The sequence below is a fragment of the Streptomyces sp. NPDC040622 genome (assembly GCF_055593965.1).
The window spans coordinates 194,433-211,450 of record NZ_JBVIXD010000007.1 but is presented as its reverse complement, the minus strand read 5'-3'; the positions used below and the strand labels follow the sequence as shown (position 1 = coordinate 211,450).

The following is a 17,018-nucleotide window of genomic DNA, read 5'->3' as shown; positions in this document are numbered from 1 at the left end:
CATGACGGGCGGTCGGTGCGCCGCTCCGGGCGATGGGGCCTCCCCGGCCGAAGGCCGAGGGGCGGTCGAAGAAGCACTAACCGATGGGCGAGGGGTTACGCATGACCGACACCGGCCAGGTCCCGGGTGAGGGACTGCCGGAGGGCGCAGGCAACGGTGCACCTTCCGGGCCCGTGCAGGGCATGGGGGCGCAGCAGCCGGGCGTTCCCGCACCGGGTGCGTATACCTTCGTCGACCCGGCCGCCCCCTCCGAGAACGTCCCCGCCGATGACGACGACCTGCTGCTGATGCCGGGCGCCCAGGGCGCCTGGAGCGAGGCACAGGCCCAGGCGGCGCAGGCCCAGGGGTTCCCGGGGCAGGCGTCCGGCCACGGCCGGGGTGCCGGTCACGGCGGGCCGCAGGGGCAGCAGGCGCAGGGCGGGGCCTCCGTGCAGGGGCCGACCGGGGTGCAGGGGCCGACCGGGCCGGGTCAGGCCGCCCGGCAGGCGCCCGCCGCTCAGCCGCGTCCCGCCGCGTCCGTCCACCAGCCGGGGCCGCACGAGACCTCGGGCCGCGACAGCGGCTCGGTCGACCTGAACGGCGTCCAGCTCCCCGGCGGCACCCCCGCCCCCTCCCACCCGGGCCCCGCCAGGCGCCCGCTCCACCGCGGCCCGGCGGCCCCGTCCGTGCCCGACGGCATGGGCAGCCCCGTGCGCTCGCTCGCCGACCGGGGCCCCGCGGGCGCGATGCCCGCGCAGCAGCACACCGCGCCGGCGCGCCACGCGGGGCCGCCGACCGGTCCCGAGTACCTCGACATCCCGCGCGACGAGTCGGGCATGCCCACGCCGCAGCTCGGCGAGGCCGTGCCGCAGGGGGGTGCGCCGTGGGCGCCGCAGGGGCAGGAGCCCGTGGCGCAGGAGCCGTCGGCACAAGGGCAGCCGGAGCGGGGGGCCTACCCCGCACCAGCAGAAACGGTCGTCCCGGACACCGCAGGTGCCCCGGGCTTCACGGACGCCTCAGCCGACTCGGCCGTATCGGCGGCATCAGCGGCTTCGGCCATCACATCGGAACCGGAAGCCGCGGAAGCCCCGCAGGTTGCACAGGCCCCTCAGGCCTCCGAGCCCACGGACGCGGCGCCCTCCGAACTGCCCGCCGATGCCCAGCCGCAGTCGCAGGACCAGCAGATGCAGGTGCCGGCCCAGGCGCAGCCGCAGCCGCAGGCCCAGTACGCCCCTGACCTCGGGCGGCTCCCCGAGCCCGGCCGGGCCCCCCTGGACGAGCAGCGCTTCCCGGCCGCGGACCAGAACTTCCCGCCGGCCGGGGAGCCGGCGTTCGCGCAGGCCGTGCCCGCCACCGTGGGCGGGCCGGCGTTCGCCGTCGCCTCCGCCCAGCCGTGGGACGGCGCCCAGGTGCCGCCCGCCGAGGAGATCGCCCAGCCCGGCTTCGGCCCCGACGCCGTCCACGGCGCGCACGCCGCGCCCGTCGCGTCCGGCGGGGTGCCCCAGGACGTCCACGCGTCGGACGGCGGGTATCCCGCCGAGGCCCGGCACGCCGCGCCGGAGCCGCACCACTTCGAGCAGCAGGGCCCACAGGACCCCGACGCTCCCACGAACCCCCGGGGCGCGGACGAGTACGGAACCCAAGGCCCCGCGCCCCTCGGCCAGTTCGTGCCGGTCGAGGGCTCGCTCCCGACCACGCCGCACCTGGCGCCGACGCCGCCGCACCCCGTGATCGTCCCTCAGGAGGCCCCGGCCGCCGAGGACGCCCCCGGGGTCCCGGCCGAGCACGCGGCCCAGGCGGTCCAGGACGCCGCGGCTCCCGGCACCGACGGCCTCGCGCCCACCGATGCGCAGGCCCCGTCCGCCGACCCGGCGGGCTTCGCCCCCGCCGCCGTACCGCCCGTGGACGCGGCGCAAGCCGTGGCGCCCGAGGCCGTGCCCGCCGAGGCCGCGGCCCCCGGTTCCCCGGCCCTTGGGTCCCCGGCCGTCGCGGAAGGGACGTCCGAGGCCGAGCAGCCCGCCGCCACCGTCCCCGCCCCGCGTGACGGAGCCGAGCCGACGGCGTCCGCCGACGTGCCGGCTCCCGCGCCGGAGGCGGCGGACGCGGTAGTCCAGGAGGGCGAGCCCGTCCTGACGGACGAGGGCGGCCCCGCCGCCCCGGCCGGCGAGGCCGTGCCCGGAGCCGGAGAGGCCCCCCAGGGCCCGGCCGTCTCCGCTGTGCCCCGTATTGTCTCCTCGGCGGCGACTCCGAACGAGTTCCCCGCCGCCCCCGAGACGGCCGACCCGGCCGAAGGGCCGGACGAGGCCGACGACGTCATCTCGTTCGAACCGATCGAAGCGAACGAAGTGACCGAAGTGGCCGAAGCACCCGAGATGGCCGAAGCGCCTGACGCCCCCGCTCCCGAGACGACCGAGGGCCCCGAGGCCCTCGCGGCCGTCGCCGCGCCGGAAGCCCCCGAGACGGGCGGGGCGCCGGACGCCGAAGCACCCGAGCTCCTCCCGGTCGAGGGCGCCGAGGTGCCCGAGCTCCTGGTGGAGGAGGGCACCGGACCCGACGGGCCGGCGACGTCGCCGGGCACCGCCGCCCCGGGCTACGCCGACGCCGAGCGCGAGGCCGTCCTGCGCGTGATGCGCGAGCGCCGCGACATCCGCAACGGCTTCCGCTCCGACGCCATCCCGCACGAGGTGCTGCTCCGCGTCCTCGAGGCCGCGCACACCGCCCCGTCGGTCGGCCACTCGCAGCCCTGGGACTTCGTCGTCATCAAGTCCGCCGAGACCCGGCGCACCATGCACGAACTGGCGCTGCGCCAGCGCGACGCGTACGCCAAGTCCCTCCCCAAGGGCCGCGCGAAGCAGTTCAAGGAACTGAAGATCGAGGCCATCCTCGACACCCCGGTGAACATCGTCGTCACCGCCGACCCCACCCGCGGCGGCCGCCACACCCTCGGCCGGCACACGCAGCCGCAGATGGCCCCCTACTCCTCGGCTCTCGCCGTGGAGAACCTCTGGCTCGCCGCCCGTGCCGAAGGCCTCGGCGTCGGCTGGGTCAGCTTCTTCGACGAGCGCGAGATGGTCCGTGCGCTGGGCCTGCCCGAGCACCTCGAGGTGGTCGCCTACCTCTGTGTCGGATACGTCGACGAGTTCCCCGACGAGCCCGAGCTGATGCAGGCCGGCTGGTCCAAGCGCCGCCCGCTGTCCTGGGTCGTCCACGAGGAGACGTACGGCCGCCGTGCCCTGCCCGGCGAGGACCCGCACGACCTGCTCGCGGAGACCGTCTCCAACATCCGCCCGCTGGACGCCAAGGCGCTCGGCGAGGCGTGGGAGCGCCAGAAGCGCATGACCAAGCCGCCGGGCGCGCTCGGCATGCTGGAGATCATCTCCGCGCAGCTCTCGGGCCTGTCCCGGATGTGCCCGCCGCCGATCCCGGAGCCCGCGGCCGTCGCGATCTTCGCGGGCGACCACGGTGTGCACGCCCAGGGCGTCACCGCCTGGCCGCAGGAGGTGACCGCGCAGATGGTCGCCAACTTCCTCGGCGGCGGCGCGGTCTGCAACGCCTTCGCCAACCAGGTCGGCGCCGAGGTCTGCGTCATCGACGTGGGCGTGGCCTGCGAACTCCCGGCGACGCCCGGCCTCTTGCCCCGCAAGGTGCGCGCGGGCACGGCGGACATGACCACCGGTCCCGCCCTGACCCGCGAAGAGGTCAAGGCGGCCGTCGAGGTCGGCATCGAGACGGCCCGCGACCTCGTGGCGGCGGGCAACAAGGCGCTGCTCACCGGCGAGATGGGCATCGCGAACACCACCGCGTCCGCGGCCCTGATCTCCGTCTACACGGACACCGACCCGGCCGAGGTCACCGGACGCGGCACGGGCATCAACGACGAGATGCACACCCGCAAGGTCGAGGTGGTCCGCCGCGCCCTGGAACTCCACCAGCCCGACCCGGCCGACCCGATCGGCGTCCTGGCGGCGATCGGTGGCCTGGAGCACGCGGCGATGGTCGGCCTGCTCCTGGGCGGCGCGTCCCTGCGCACCCCGGTGATCCTGGACGGCGTCAGCGCCGGAGCCGCCGCCCTGGTCGCCCGCGCCATCGCCCCCGAGGTCCTCGCGGCCTGCATCGCGGGTCACCGCAGCGCCGAGCCGGGCCACGTCGCCGCCCTGAACAAGCTGGGTCTGCGCCCGCTGGTCGACCTGGACCTGCGCCTCGGCGAGGGCACGGGCGCGCTCCTCGCCCTGCCGGTCGTCCAGAGCGCCGCCCGCGCGATGCACGAAGTGGCCACGTTCGACTCGGCGGGCGTCACCGAGAAGTAGCCGAACCGGGGGCGAAACCCCCACGCGGCGCAGCCGCAGAGTGTCACAGCCGGCACGGGGCGGGGCTCGGGGGAGAACCCCGGCCCCGCCCCGGCCATACTGAACCCGCACGTCAAACGGCCGCTCCAGCGTCGCAGCGGCAGTCGTCACGCCCCGTACGAGGAGCCACCCCGCCATGGCCGAAAACCCCGCCTACCCCGTAGGCCTCCGCCTGACCGGCCGTCGTGTCGTCGTCCTCGGCGGCGGCCAGGTCGCCCAGCGCCGCCTCCCGGCCCTCATCAAGGCGGGCGCGGACATCACCCTCGTCTCGCCGTCGGCGACCCCCTCGGTGGAGGCGATGGCCGACGCGGGCGAGATCGGCTGGACCCGGCGCAGGTACGAGGCGGGCGACCTCCAGGGCGCCTGGTACGCCCTGATCGCCACCAGCGACCCCGAGGCGAACACCCTGGCCTCCGCGGAGGCGGAGCGGGACCGCGTCTGGTGCGTGCGGTCCGACGACGCGGAGGCGGCCACGGCCTGGACCCCGGCCACCGGCCGCTCCGAGGGCGTCACCGTCGCGGTCCTCTCCAGCGACATCCAGGACCGCGACCCCCGGCGCACGGCCGCCATCCGCGACGCGGTCGTCGAGGGGCTGCGCGACGGCAGCCTGGTCGCCCCCCACCTGCGCACCCGGAACCCCGGCGTGGCCCTCGTCGGCGGCGGCCCCGGCGACCCCGACCTGATCACCGTGCGGGGTCGGCGCCTGCTCGCCGCCGCGGACGTGGTCGTCGCCGACCGGCTCGGCCCCCGCGACCTCCTCGACGAGCTCCCGCCGCACGTCGAGGTCATCGACGCAGCGAAGATCCCGTACGGCCGCTACATGGCCCAGGAAGCGATCAACAACGCGCTGATCGAGCACGCCAAGCAGGGCAAGGCCGTCGTCCGCCTCAAGGGCGGTGACCCCTATGTCTTCGGCCGCGGCATGGAGGAGGCCCAGGCGCTCGCCGAGGCGGGCATCGCCTGCACGGTCGTGCCCGGCATCTCCAGCTCGATCTCCGTGCCCTCGGCGGCCGGCATCCCGGTCACCCACCGCGGTGTCGCCCACGAGTTCACCGTGGTCAGCGGGCATGTGGCGCCGGACGACGAGCGGTCCCTGGTGGACTGGGAGTCGCTGGCCAAGCTGCGCGGCACCCTCGTGATCCTGATGGGCGTGGACAAGATCGGCAAGATCGCCGAGGCCCTGATCACCCACGGCAAGTCCGCGGACACCCCGCTCGCCCTGATCCAGGAGGGCACCACGGCCGCCCAGCGCCGCGTCGACGCGACACTCGGCACGGTCGCCGACGCGGTGCGCACCCACGAGGTGCGGCCCCCGGCCGTCATCGTCATCGGCGACGTGGTGAAGGTGGGTCCCGCCGGCCCCGCGTGACCCCCGCCCGCCCGACTCACCCGCCCCACCCGCACGCCCCGCCCCGAAACCCCCGCACGTAACCACCGGTAACGGAACCCGTCCGGAGCCGTTGGCACCACACCCAGGACAAGGCAGTATCACCCTGTGGCTGATCTCATCACCGTCGACGACCCCGACGACCCGCGCCTGCGCGACTACACAGGCCTGACCGACGTCGAGCTGCGCCGCAAGCGCGAACCTGCCGAGGGCCTGTTCATCGCGGAGGGCGAGAAGGTCATCAGACGGGCCAAGGACGCCGGTTACGAGATGCGCTCGATGCTGCTCTCGGCCAAGTGGGTCGACGTCATGCGCGACGTCATCGACGAGCTCCCGGCCCCGGTGTACGCGGTCAGCCCCGAGCTCGCCGAGCGGGTCACCGGCTACCACGTGCACCGCGGCGCCCTCGCCTCCATGCAGCGCAAGCCGCTGCCCACCGCCGACGAGCTCCTCGCCACGACCCGCAGGGTGGTCGTCATGGAGGCGGTGAACGACCACACCAACATCGGCGCGATCTTCCGCTCGGCCGCCGCGCTCGGCATGGACGCGGTCCTGCTCTCCCCGGACTGTGCGGACCCGCTCTACCGCCGCTCCGTGAAGGTGTCGATGGGCGCCGTCTTCTCGGTCCCCTACGCCCGCCTGGAGTCCTGGCCCAAGGGCCTGGAGGGCGTGCGCGAGGCCGGCTTCAACCTCCTCGCCCTGACCCCCGACGAGAAGGCCAAGTCCCTGGACGAGGCGGCGCCGCACCGCATGGACCGCGTCGCGCTGATGCTCGGCGCGGAGGGCGACGGCCTCTCCACCCAGGCACTGGTCGCCGCCGACGAGTGGGTCCGCATCCCGATGGCCCACGGCGTGGACTCGCTCAACGTGGGCGCGGCGGCGGCGGTCGCCTTCTACGCGGTGGCGACGGGCCGCCCGCAGTCCTGAGCGCACGGTTCAGCCGCAGGCGGTGAGGGAAAGCCGCGCGTCCCTCGACGCGCGGCCCCCGCCGGCCCGCGGCCCCCGCTGGCCCGCGGCCCCCGTCGGCCTGCTGCCTACTTCTGCCGCTCGAAAGCCGCTTCGACGTGCTGGGACGCAGTCCGCCCGTCCACCTGCCGGGAGACCGCCCGGTCCCGCGGGCCCGGTTCGCCGCTCCCCATGCCACGGGCGGGGCCCTGGCAGCCCTGGGCGGCGGCGATGCCCAGCGCGACCAGCAGCGTCACGACGACGAACACGAAGAGCCGCTGCCGCAGCAGCCGCGGGTTGGCGGGACCGCGCCGGCCCGTGCCGGTGGTACGCGGCCCCTGACGCCCGGTGCCGCTGCGCGGGGCGGACCTGTTGCCCGACCGTGTCGTGTTGCGGGGTCCCGAGGGCCGGGAGCCGGACCGCGAGGCGCCGGGCCGGGACGAACCGGTCCGCGGGGGCCCCGACCGCGGCGGGGGAGTGTGGCCCGGCGCGGGACGCCGCTGGGTGCGCTCGTCCACGTAGCTCTCGGCGAGCCTGCCCGTCGGACGGTCGTGGTCCTGGCGGGGCGCGGGCGGCCTGGCGTCGCCGAGGCCCTGGGCCTCGCGGGCGGCGATCTCCTTCAGCCGGAGCGAGAGTTGGAGCGTGCTGGGCCGCTCCTCGGGGTCCTTGGCGAGACAGGCCCTGATGAGCGGCGCGAGCGCGTCGGGCACGCCGTGCAGCTGCGCCTCCTCGTGCACCACCCGGTAGAGCATGACCTCGGAACTGCCGTGCCCGAAGGGTGAGTCCGCCATGCCGGCGTACGCGAGCGTGGCGCCGAGGGCGAAGACGTCGGTGGCGGGCGTGACCGCGGCACCGCGCACCTGTTCGGGAGCGAGGAAGCCGGGTGAGCCCACGGCTGTCCCCACGTGCGTCAGCGTCGAGGCGCCGGTGGCCCAGGCGATGCCGAAGTCGATGATCCGCGGCCCCTTCGGGGACAGCAGGATGTTCGACGGCTTGAGGTCGCGGTGCACGACACCGGCCTCGTGCACGGCCACGAGCCCCTCGGCCAGCGCCGATCCGACGACGGCCACGTCGGCCGCGGTGAGCGGCCCCTCGGCGGCGACCTTGTCGTGCAGCGAGGGCCCGGGTACGTACTGCGTGGCGAACCACGGCCGGTCCGCGTCCAGGTCGGCGGCGACGAGCCGCGCGGTACAGCCGCCCCGGATGCGCCGGGCGGCCGACACCTCGCGGGCGAACCGCGACCGGAACTCCTGATCCTCCGCCAGGTCGGGCCGGATCACCTTCAGGGCGACGCGCTGCCCCCGCCGGTCCGACCCCAGATAGACGACCCCCATGCCGCCGGCGCCCAGGCGCCTGTGCAACCTGAACGAGCCGACGACACGCGGGTCCTCGCGCCGGAGCCGCATCATCGCCATGTCCATCCCCGCTACCCGGTCCGTCTGACGAGCCACAGCTTACGTTTCCGCGGCCGGGCACGTGCAGAGGCCGCGCCCTCGTGGGCCGATCGATTGTCAGTGCCGGATGGGAAACTTGAAGAGTGGTCAGGGGACGGGGGGAAAGGGGGCGTTGGCGCGGCCCCGATCACCAACCATCCATCGCTGAAGGGGGATTGATCCCGTGAAGGGTGATCGCGTGGAGATAGTCGTGGATGCCGGTGACACGACCCGGATGTACGAAGTGGTGGCGAGCAGGGCCGGTCGGCGGGTGGAGACAGCGGTCCGCAGGGGAGTGGTGGAAGTGAGCGAAGTCACCCGCACAGGCACCGTGGTGCGCACGGCGCGGTTCATGGCGACCCGCGTGCTGGCCCTGGTCGAGCAGCCGGTTCCGAGGGAGGACGCCTCCGAGGCGTCCCGCCTCCTCCGGGAAGACCCTGAGTCCTAGGACCTCTTCTCCACCCACGGGAGTACGTGGGCGCCGGTCGGTCATCCTCCGGGAGGCCCGGCAATCGGTACGAAGGCATGACGCCCCGGACTCCTCACAGCCCTAGATTTGAGGTCAAGCGGCGGGTGGAGCACTCGTCCCCCGAGGTCAGACACTCGCCGCTGCACGATCCACAGCGAAATAGTCAGGAGAGGAATCATGGCGGACACGGCACCGCGGACCATGATCCGCACGCAAGGGCGCAGGTTCTCCGCGTTCGGCGTCCGCCCGTCCGGCACGCGCCACCCCTTGGTGGCGACGGCCATGGTCCTCCCCCTGGCAGCCCTGCTCGTGGTCGTCTTCGGCGGCTGGGAAGCAGTGGTCACACAAGCGTCGTCCGTGGGCGTGATGCTGGGGCGCTGAGCGGCGCCCCTGGCCCGGAAGAGCGGTCCGGGCGGGGACATCCGGCCATGAAACCCCGTGGGGACGGGGGTGCGGCGGACGGCAAAATGCCCGCGCAGCTGGGGAGCTGCGCGGGCATTGCCATGCGCCGTCCTTCGGGGGCGCCGATGAGGCCCGCTTCCGCGGGTGGACGCCGGCCCTTGGCGCGGAGGTCGGGGGAGTGCGGGCGAGCCCTCACCGGCCGGTACGGCCGACGTGCTGCCCGCACCGACGCGCTTGCGCGGTTCTCGGCGGTCTCTCATCGGTCTCGCTTCGGGCAACCCCCAGGACATGGCCGGGAATGTATGTCGATACATCGACCATGTCGCCCCCGCCCGCCACGCCCAGATGGGCCGCGCCGTCGCCCGCACGGCTCGCACCCCGGCCGGCTGCCGCGCCCCTCCTGGAGTGCGGCAGGGCGACAAGGGCCGCGACGAACTCCTGGAACAGGCCAAGGAAGCGGCCCTGTGCGGTGCGAGGCCCGGCGCGCGAGCGCCAGGGCCAGTCGTGGCACTTCACGGCTAGCCCCCGCCCGTGGAGCGCCCCGAGGCGCGACGGCCGGCGCCCCACGGGCCGGCAGGCCCCGGACCTGCCGCGTACAGGCCCCCGAACCTGCCGCGTACCGGTCAAGGTTGCGGACGAACCCGCGCGGCGGCCGTACTCTTCGGCGGCAGAGTCCTCACCGCTCTCACCGCTCTCACCGTTCTCGCGGCTCGCGCCGTTCCCGCTCCTCTCGACCTACGGAAGCCCGTGACCCCCGCGCTCCTCCCCGCCCTGACCGCCAAGGCCCGCGCCACCGCCCACCCCCTGCCCGGAGGGCCCTGCGCCTGTGGGACCGGCGACGCCGTACTCGCCGAGCGCGCGGACGCCACCGTCGTGCGGCACGGTGATGTCGTCGCGAAAGCCCACGCCCCCGACACGGACCCCGCCGAGCTGGCGGTACGCCTCGACGTGGCCGCCTGCCTCCCCGGCACCCTCCTCGGCCCCCTGAGCCCCGGCGCCACCCCCCTGCACGTCCGCCTCGTCACCATCTGGCCGTACGGCACCCCGGTCGACCGCGACGACCCCGACGCGGCCCCCTGGGAGGCCGCCGCCCGCCTCCTCGCCCGGCTCCACGCCACACCCCCCACCGCCCTGCCGGTCCCGCTCCCGCCGATGCGGGGCCCCCTCAAGGCGGCCCGTGCCGTCGAGCGGCTCCGCGCGGCGGGCCCGCACCCGGCCGCGCGCCCGGTCCTGCGGGCCTGGGCGGGCCTGCCGCCCTGGGCCCGTGCGGAGACCCCGGCCCCGACGGCCGGGCCATGGCACCTGTGCCACGGCGACCTCCACCTCGGTCAGCTCGTGCGCGCCCCCGAAGGTCACTGGCTGCTCATCGACGTCGACGACCTCGGCGCGGGCGACCCCGCGTGGGACCTGGCCCGACCCGCCGCCTGGTACGCCTGCGGCCTGCTCACCCCGGAGGAGTGGGCCCGTTTCCTGGACGCCTACCGGAGCGCCGGCGGCCCGGCGGTCCCCGCGGACGGCGCCGACCCCTGGGCGGCCCTGGACGTCCCGGCCCGCGCCCTGACCGTGCAGACCGCCGCCCTGGCCATCGCCAAGTCGGCCGCGGCCGGCCGCCCCCTGGACGAGATCGAGCAGGCCTTGATCGACGCCTGCGACCGGATGCCCGGAGTGACCGCTCGCCCGCCCGAGTTGACGCCGGACGCGACGAAGTAGGGTGCGACGCACCGGAGCCGGGCAGTGTTCCGGCGAAGCAGTCACCACCGGCGAGGAGTTGAGCCGCCCATGCAGTGCCCCAAGTGTCACGCACCGATGCACACGTACAACCGAAACGGCGTCCAGATCGAGCAGTGCAACAACTGCCGCGGGATATTCCTGGACTACGGCGAGCTGGAGTCCCTGACCCGCCTGGAGTCGCAGTGGGGCGGCCAGCAGGCTCCGCCGCCGCCCGCGCCGCCCGGCCCCCAGGGCTACCCGGCCCAGGCCCCGGCCTGGGGCGTGCCGCAGCACGGTGGCCATGGGGGCCACGGGAGCCACGGCGGGCACGGTGGCCACTACGGCCACGACAAGCGCCACAAGAGCTTCGGGCACATGCTCTTCTCCTCCTGACCGGAGGAACGACGAAGCCCCCGGCCGAGGAGACGGCCGGGGGCTTCGTACGGATGGTGCGCGATACTGGGATTGAACCAGTGACCTCTTCCGTGTCAGGGAAGCGCTCTCCCGCTGAGCTAATCGCGCGGGTGATCCTGCGTGTGCTGCGTGCTGCGGTGGTACGTACTGCGTGCGCGATACTGGGATTGAACCAGTGACCTCTTCCGTGTCAGGGAAGCGCTCTCCCGCTGAGCTAATCGCGCGGGACGACCCTCGTGAAGCTGACCTTCGTGAGGATCCAGTGGACGATACTGGGATTGAACCAGTGACCTCTTCCGTGTCAGGGAAGCGCTCTCCCGCTGAGCTAATCGTCCTTGGAGGTGGAGACGGGATTTGAACCCGTGTAGACGGCTTTGCAGGCCGTTGCCTCGCCTCTCGGCCACTCCACCAGGAGTGCGGGGGGTCGGGAAGATCCCCCACTTTCCTGCGAGCGGACGACCAGGTTCGAACTGGCGACCTCAACCTTGGCAAGGTTGCGCTCTACCAACTGAGCTACGTCCGCTTGTCTTTCCCGGTCCGCTTGCGCGTCCCGGCGACGTGTTGAACTCTAGCGGATTCCTGGGCCAGTACAAAAACGCGTTTGCGCAGCGTGCTGCGCTGTCGTCGGCCCGAGGCGCCGCCGGGACACCGGTCATAGACTCACAGCCGTGCACAACCCCCCTCTGACATCCCCTTCCTCGCTCCCTCCCATGGCGCGCTTCGGCGGTCGCGTGGCCACCCGACTGCGCGACGTGACCAGTGACCCCGCGGCCCTGGACTCCGCCGGCTTCTGGGCGGTGTCCAGGGACTTCGAGGGGGGTCTGGTCTGCGCCCGCTTCGACGACGTGCGCCGGGAGAGCGTGCCCGCGCCCGTCCCGGGCGGGTGGCACGGCCCGGCCACCGGTGACTGGACGTCGTCGCTCGACCGTGTCGCGTACACGGACGGCGTGCGGCGGGTGCGCGCGTACATAGCCGCGGGCGAGGTCTACCAGGCCAACCTCTGCCGCGTGCTGTCCGCGCCCGTCCCCTCCGACGCCGACGTGGACGCCCTGACGTCCCTCCTCGCGCGCGGAAACCCCGCTCCGTACGCCGGAACGATCCGGCTGCCCGCCCACGGCGTGGAGATGGCGACCGCCTCCCCGGAGCTCTTCCTGCGCCGCACGGGACGCACGGTGGAGTCGGGGCCCATCAAGGGCACCGGACGGACCGAGGCCGACCTCCTTGAGAAGGACTACGCCGAGAACGTCATGATCGTGGACCTCGTCCGCAACGACCTCGGGCGCGTCTGCGCCACCGGTTCGGTGACCGTCCCCGACCTCTGCGTGGTCGAGAAGCACCCCGGGCTCGTCCACCTCGTCTCCACCGTCGCCGGCGAGCTGCGCCCCGGCGCGGGCTGGCCCGAACTGTTCGACGCCACGTTCCCGCCCGGTTCCGTCACCGGCGCCCCGAAGACCAGCGCGCTGCGCATCATCGACGAACTGGAGACCGCTGCCCGCGGCCCGTACTGCGGCGGCATCGGCTGGGTCGACGCGGACCGGGGCACCGGAGAGCTCGCCGTCGGCATCCGCACCTTCTGGATCGACCGCGCCGAGGGCATGCTGCGCTTCGGCACCGGAGCGGGCATCACCTGGGGCTCGGACCCCGAGGGGGAGTGGCGCGAGACCGAGCTGAAGGCCGCACGGCTGCTGGCGGTAGCGTCGGGAACGTACGAAGCGAGTGGAGGAACCCCAACGTGAAGATCTGGCTCAATGACGGGCTGCAGGACCTCGACGCCGCCCGCGTCTCCGTGCTCGACCACGGGCTGACGGTGGGCGACGGCATCTTCGAGACGGTGAAGTCGGTCGAGGGCAGGCCCTTCGCCCTGACCCGCCACCTGGACCGGCTCGCGCGCTCCGCGCGCGGCCTCGGGCTGCCCGAGCCGGACCTCGACGAGGTGCGCCGCGCCTGTGCCGCCGTCCTGGCGGCCAACCCGCTCCCGCTCGGCCGGCTGCGGATCACCTACACCGGAGGGCTCTCGCCGCTCGGTTCGGACCGCGGCGACCACGGCCCGACGCTTGTCGTGGCCCTCGGCGAGGCCGGGCGGCGCCCCGACACCACCGCGGTGATCACGGTGCCGTGGACCCGCAACGAACGCGGCGCGCTGACCGGCCTGAAGACCACCTCGTACGCGGAGAACGTGGTGGCCCTGGCCCGCGCGCACGAACAGGGCGCTTCGGAGGCGCTGTTCGCCAACACCGTCGGACAGCTCTGTGAGGGCACGGGCTCCAACGTCTTCGTCGTGCTCGACGGCGAGATCCACACCCCGCCCGTCGCCTCCGGGTGCCTCGCGGGCATCACGCGCGCGCTGACCGTCGAGTGGACGGGCGCGCGCGAGACGGATCTGCCCCTGGACGTCCTCTCCCGCGCCGACGAGATCTTCCTGACGTCGACGCTGCGTGACGTCCAGGCCGTGCACCGCGTCGACGACCGCCAACTCCCCGGCGCCCCGGGCCCGGTGACCGCCAAGGCGATGCGCGTCTTCGACGAGCGGGCCGCGGACGACCTGGATCCGTAAGTCCGGGGAAACCCCGGTGACGCTGCGGGCCCGTGGCGGGTAGAACCTGAGTGATGACCACGACCCTGCGGCCGACCGGGCCGCTTCAGCAGGGCGCCGACGGCGCCAAGGCGCGCTCGTACGACGTGTGCGTGAACAGTCGCCCCGTGGGGTCGATACGTCTCGCCACACACGAGGTCTTCGGCCCCCGGGTCTGCCGGCTCCACGATCTGCGGATCGCGGAGCCGGACCGCAGGCGCGGCCGCGGCACGGTGGCGGCGCTCGCCGCCGAGGAAGTGGCCAGGGGCTGGGGCTGCACGCGCATCGAGGTGACCGTCCCCGCCGAGGCCGCGGCGGGGATGCGGCTGGCCGGCGCCCTCGGATACCTGGAGCGGAGCCGTCGGATGGCGAAGCCGCTCGGGGAGGTGGCCGCGCTGCCCGAGGGCACCGCGTGGCGCCCGATGACGCAGGACGAGTACGTCCCGTGGCTGGCGCGCGCCAAGGAGCTCTACGCGCACACCTGGATCGACCGCGGCGTCCCCGAGCCCGAGGCGCGCGCCAAGTCGGAGGACGACCACGCCCGCAACCTGCCGGACGGCCTGGCGACGCGCGACTCGTGGCTGAGCGTGCTCACCCACGAGGACGTCCCGGTGGGCACCCTGTGGCTGTCCGTGCTCGACGGCGCCGCGTTCGTCTTCGACGTCGAGGTCGACGCCGGGCACCGCGGGCGCGGCCACGGCCGTTCCCTGATGCTCGCCGCGGAGACGCAGGCCCGCGCGGCCGGGCACGGCCGCATCGGCCTCAACGTCTTCGCGGCGAACGCCCCGGCCCAGTGCCTGTACGACTCCCTCGGCTACGAACCGACCTCGTACTACCTTTACAAGACGCTGCTCTAGCCGCGGGCCGCGGGTCGTCAGCCGGCGTCGGCCGCGAGCAGTCGGTCGACGGCCTCCTCGACGCGCGCGCGCAAGCCCTCCTGGCTCTTGCCGCCGTCCAGCCGCACGCCGCCGATGACGTACGTGGGTGTGCCGGTGACGCCGATCGCCTTGCCCTCGGCCTGGTCGGCGTCGACGATCAGGATGTGCCGTCCGTCGATCAGGGCGGTGTCGAACTCCTCGGCGTCCAGACCGAGTTCGCGGGCGGTGTCCACCAGGTGGGCCTCGCCCTTGCGGTCGAGGTCCTCGACCCCGGCGAGCACCGCCTCGACGTACGGCCAGCCCTTGCCCTGCTCGAAGGCCTCCTCGGCGGCCTGGGCGGCGGCGAAGGAGTGCTGGTGCTTCTCGAGGGGGAAGTGCCGCAGGCGCAGCTCGACGCGGTCGCCGTAGCGGGCGCGCAGGGCGCGGACGTCGTCGAGGGCGGTACGGCAGTCGGGGCACTGCAGCTCGCACCAGACGTCGAGGACGAGGGGGCGGGCGGGCAGGCCGGAGGGGGAGTCGCTCATGGGGCCAGTCTCCCAGCCCGCGGACCCGCCTCCCAACCCGGGACGGGCCGCCGCCGACCGGCACCTGCGGAGGAGGCCGGACCCCGAGATGACCCGGAAATCTCCCTGAGGTCTGCTCCGGACGTGGCTCCTGGGCGCCCGGTCGGTGCAGGATGGAAGGGACGACAGCGTCTTTTCCCGACGTACGCCTGCATGCCTGGAGGACCGGATGATTGCCGAGACCGTCTGTTCCGCCGTATCCGCGGCCGGGCTGGGCATCGCCGCGGTCACGGCCTACCGCAAGCGTTTCCTCTCCGCGGCCCGCCTCGCCGCCTACTCCCTGGTCCCGATAGGTCTGGTCCTGACGGGCGTGGTCGGCTGGGCGGCCGACACGGCGTTCAGCCTCAAGGCGTGGGTCGGTTTCGGCGTGCTCGGCGCGGCCTGGCTCATGTTCCTGGGCACGCGCGCGGTCGAGCGGCGCACGGGCGGCACCCGCAAGGAGCGCAAGGCCGCGAAGGCCGCCCAGCGGGACGCGGTCGCCCCGGCGGCCTCGGCGCCCTCGCTCGGCGCGGGCGCCCGCCCGGCCGCCGGTCGCCCCGCGGCGAAGCCGCGGGCAGCCGCGCCCGCCGAGGACTTCAGCGACATCGAGGCGATCCTGAAGAAGCACGGCATCTGACGGAAAGCCCTCGCGCCGCTCGGACACTCGTCCTCGCAGTCCTCGCAGTCCTCGCAGTCAACCGCCGCCCGCGTTCCACGGGCGCGAGCGCTCCCTCGTTCGAGTGCGGCCGGTGCCGCCGGGTCTCGCGGGGGGACACGCCGGTGAGTCAGGGACGGAACGCGCCGGACGCTGCACTTTTGCCTGTTCACGGAATCCGGCGAACTCCCGCTCCGACCGGGCGTGTTGGTCGGCGAAGGCCCCGGAGCTGCGTCATCATCACCGCGAGATGCTGGACACCACCACAGAGGGCGATGCGGCCCCGCCGGACGACGGCGGACCCGCGGCACCGGCCCATGAGCGACGACCTGCCGACGTAGAGCGGCCCGTCACCGACGGCGAAGCGGAGCGGCCCACCGGCGACGAGGAAGAACGGCAGGGCTGCCTCTTCGCCCTCTCCCAGCCACCCCTGATGATCTTTCTGACGGTGATCGGCACGCTGATCCTGCTGGCCTCGCTGCACGACCTGCTGCTGCTCTAGGGGGCCCGGGGTCCCGGGGTCCGCGCGGCGGGGCGCACCTCACGCCTGGCCCGCGGCCTCCCTGCGGCGGGCACGGTAGGCGGCGACGTGCAGACGGTTGCCGCAGGTGCGGCTGTCGCAGTAGCGGCGCGAGCGGTTCCGCGAGAGGTCGACGAAGGCGTGCCGGCAGTCGGGAGCCTCGCAGCGGCGCAGCCGTTCCTGCTCGCCCGCGACCACGAAGAAGGCCAGCGCCATCCCGCAGTCGGCCGCCAGGTGGTCCGCGACGGACGCGCCGGGCGCGAAGTAGTGGATGTGCCAGTCGTAGCCGTCGTGGTCGGTGAGCCGGGGCGTGGTGCCCGCCGCCGCGATCAGGTCGTTGATGATCGCGGATGCCGCCTGAGGTTCGGGATTGGCGAAGACCTCGCCGAAGCGCCCGCGGATGCGGTGGACGTCGGCGAGGTCCCCTTCCGAGAGCACGCCGACATCGCTCACGTCGTGGCTTCGTACGAACGCGCCGAGGGCCGTCACGTCCGCGAGCCCGTCGGTGCCGTTCGTCTCCGGTGCGGTGTTCACCAGATCGACCACGGCGTCGAGGGAACACCGGGTGTCGTGGGTGATCAGCACGATGCGCTCCCTGGCCTGGGGGTCGGGCCCATGCCCGCCGATGCTGGCCGATGCTAGCCGCTTCCCCGCAGGACGCACCGGCGGGGGGGGGGGGGGGGGGGGGGGGGGGGGGGGGGGGGGGGGCGGGAGGGGGGGGGGGGGGGGGGGGGGGGGGGGGGGGGGGGGGGGGGGGGGGGGGGGT

The 17,018-nt window shown here is 74.3% G+C and carries 15 protein-coding genes and 5 tRNA genes; 12 read left to right on the top strand and 8 right to left on the bottom strand.

What is annotated here, in order from left to right; translation table 11 throughout:
* The first annotated feature begins 101 nt into the window (after window positions 1-101).
* From cobT to ACZ592_RS21475, 3 genes are all read left to right on the top strand, one after another.
* Window positions 102-4,286, top strand: coding sequence for a nicotinate-nucleotide--dimethylbenzimidazole phosphoribosyltransferase (gene cobT / locus ACZ592_RS21485; RefSeq protein ID WP_471583182.1), 4,185 nt, complete (start codon window positions 102-104; stop codon window positions 4,284-4,286).
* A 175-nt stretch (window positions 4,287-4,461) separates the two neighbouring features.
* Window positions 4,462-5,694: a uroporphyrinogen-III C-methyltransferase gene (cobA, locus tag ACZ592_RS21480; RefSeq protein WP_471583181.1), complete on the top strand. Its 1,233-nt coding sequence runs from the start codon at window positions 4,462-4,464 to the stop codon at window positions 5,692-5,694.
* Between the two features lie 126 nt (window positions 5,695-5,820).
* Entirely contained in the window at window positions 5,821-6,639 is an 819-nt protein-coding gene (locus ACZ592_RS21475) for a TrmH family RNA methyltransferase (protein WP_471583180.1), read from the top strand.
* 107 nt (window positions 6,640-6,746) lie between these two features.
* Here the strand turns inward: ACZ592_RS21475 and ACZ592_RS21470 are convergent, their stop codons facing one another.
* Window positions 6,747-8,078: a protein kinase domain-containing protein gene (locus ACZ592_RS21470; protein ID WP_471583498.1), complete on the bottom strand. Its 1,332-nt coding sequence runs from the start codon at window positions 8,076-8,078 to the stop codon at window positions 6,747-6,749.
* Window positions 8,079-8,274: 196 nt separating this feature from the next.
* Here ACZ592_RS21470 and ACZ592_RS21465 point away from each other — a divergent pair, with 196 nt between their 5' ends.
* From ACZ592_RS21465 to ACZ592_RS21450, 4 genes are all read left to right on the top strand, one after another.
* Window positions 8,275-8,538 (top strand): hypothetical protein, encoded by a 264-nt coding sequence (locus ACZ592_RS21465; protein WP_471583179.1) that lies wholly within the window; start codon window positions 8,275-8,277, stop codon window positions 8,536-8,538.
* A gap of 198 nt (window positions 8,539-8,736) precedes the next feature.
* Window positions 8,737-8,940: a hypothetical protein gene (locus ACZ592_RS21460; protein ID WP_055569527.1), complete on the top strand. Its 204-nt coding sequence runs from the start codon at window positions 8,737-8,739 to the stop codon at window positions 8,938-8,940.
* Between the two features lie 768 nt (window positions 8,941-9,708).
* Entirely contained in the window at window positions 9,709-10,671 is a 963-nt protein-coding gene (locus tag ACZ592_RS21455; RefSeq protein ID WP_471583178.1) for an aminoglycoside phosphotransferase family protein, read from the top strand.
* 69 nt (window positions 10,672-10,740) lie between these two features.
* A complete protein-coding gene (locus tag ACZ592_RS21450) occupies window positions 10,741-11,064 on the top strand; it encodes a TFIIB-type zinc ribbon-containing protein (protein ID WP_471583177.1) in 324 nt (107 codons plus the stop codon).
* A gap of 54 nt (window positions 11,065-11,118) precedes the next feature.
* Here ACZ592_RS21450 and ACZ592_RS21445 read toward each other — a convergent pair.
* The 5 genes from ACZ592_RS21445 to ACZ592_RS21425 all read right to left on the bottom strand — a co-directional run bounded on the left by ACZ592_RS21445 (window position 11,119) and on the right by ACZ592_RS21425 (window position 11,608).
* Window positions 11,119-11,193, bottom strand: a tRNA-Val gene (locus ACZ592_RS21445).
* Window positions 11,194-11,237: 44 nt separating this feature from the next.
* A tRNA-Val gene (locus ACZ592_RS21440) sits at window positions 11,238-11,309 on the bottom strand.
* Window positions 11,310-11,348: 39 nt separating this feature from the next.
* Window positions 11,349-11,420 (bottom strand) — tRNA-Val (locus ACZ592_RS21435).
* Window position 11,421: 1 nt separating this feature from the next.
* Window positions 11,422-11,495, bottom strand: a tRNA-Cys gene (locus tag ACZ592_RS21430).
* A gap of 40 nt (window positions 11,496-11,535) precedes the next feature.
* Window positions 11,536-11,608 (bottom strand) — tRNA-Gly (locus tag ACZ592_RS21425).
* Between the two features lie 187 nt (window positions 11,609-11,795).
* Between ACZ592_RS21425 and ACZ592_RS21420 the strand changes: the two genes are divergently transcribed.
* The 3 genes from ACZ592_RS21420 to ACZ592_RS21410 are packed head-to-tail and all read left to right on the top strand — an operon-like array spanning window position 11,796 to window position 14,514.
* Window positions 11,796-12,821: a chorismate-binding protein gene (locus ACZ592_RS21420; RefSeq protein ID WP_471583176.1), complete on the top strand. Its 1,026-nt coding sequence runs from the start codon at window positions 11,796-11,798 to the stop codon at window positions 12,819-12,821.
* Window positions 12,818-13,639, top strand: coding sequence for an aminotransferase class IV (locus ACZ592_RS21415; RefSeq protein WP_471583175.1), 822 nt, complete (start codon window positions 12,818-12,820; stop codon window positions 13,637-13,639). Before ACZ592_RS21420 ends, ACZ592_RS21415 begins: the two co-directional genes overlap by 4 nt.
* Window positions 13,640-13,692: 53 nt before the next feature.
* Window positions 13,693-14,514 carry a GNAT family N-acetyltransferase gene (locus ACZ592_RS21410; protein WP_471583174.1) on the top strand — a complete coding sequence of 274 codons (822 nt, stop codon included), beginning with the start codon at window positions 13,693-13,695 and terminating at the stop codon, window positions 14,512-14,514.
* A 17-nt stretch (window positions 14,515-14,531) separates the two neighbouring features.
* Here the strand turns inward: ACZ592_RS21410 and ACZ592_RS21405 are convergent, their stop codons facing one another.
* On the bottom strand, window positions 14,532-15,059 hold the full coding sequence (locus ACZ592_RS21405; RefSeq protein ID WP_471583173.1) for a DsbA family protein: 528 nt from the start codon (window positions 15,057-15,059) through the stop codon (window positions 14,532-14,534).
* Between the two features lie 208 nt (window positions 15,060-15,267).
* Here ACZ592_RS21405 and ACZ592_RS21400 point away from each other — a divergent pair, with 208 nt between their 5' ends.
* Complete coding sequence (locus ACZ592_RS21400) at window positions 15,268-15,714, top strand: hypothetical protein (protein WP_471583172.1); 447 nt, start codon at window positions 15,268-15,270, stop codon at window positions 15,712-15,714.
* A gap of 268 nt (window positions 15,715-15,982) precedes the next feature.
* Entirely contained in the window at window positions 15,983-16,234 is a 252-nt protein-coding gene (locus ACZ592_RS21395; RefSeq protein WP_471583171.1) for a hypothetical protein, read from the top strand.
* A gap of 39 nt (window positions 16,235-16,273) precedes the next feature.
* Here the strand turns inward: ACZ592_RS21395 and ACZ592_RS21390 are convergent, their stop codons facing one another.
* A complete protein-coding gene (locus ACZ592_RS21390; protein WP_471583170.1) occupies window positions 16,274-16,837 on the bottom strand; it encodes a CGNR zinc finger domain-containing protein in 564 nt (187 codons plus the stop codon).
* Window positions 16,838-17,018: the final 181 nt, after the last annotated feature.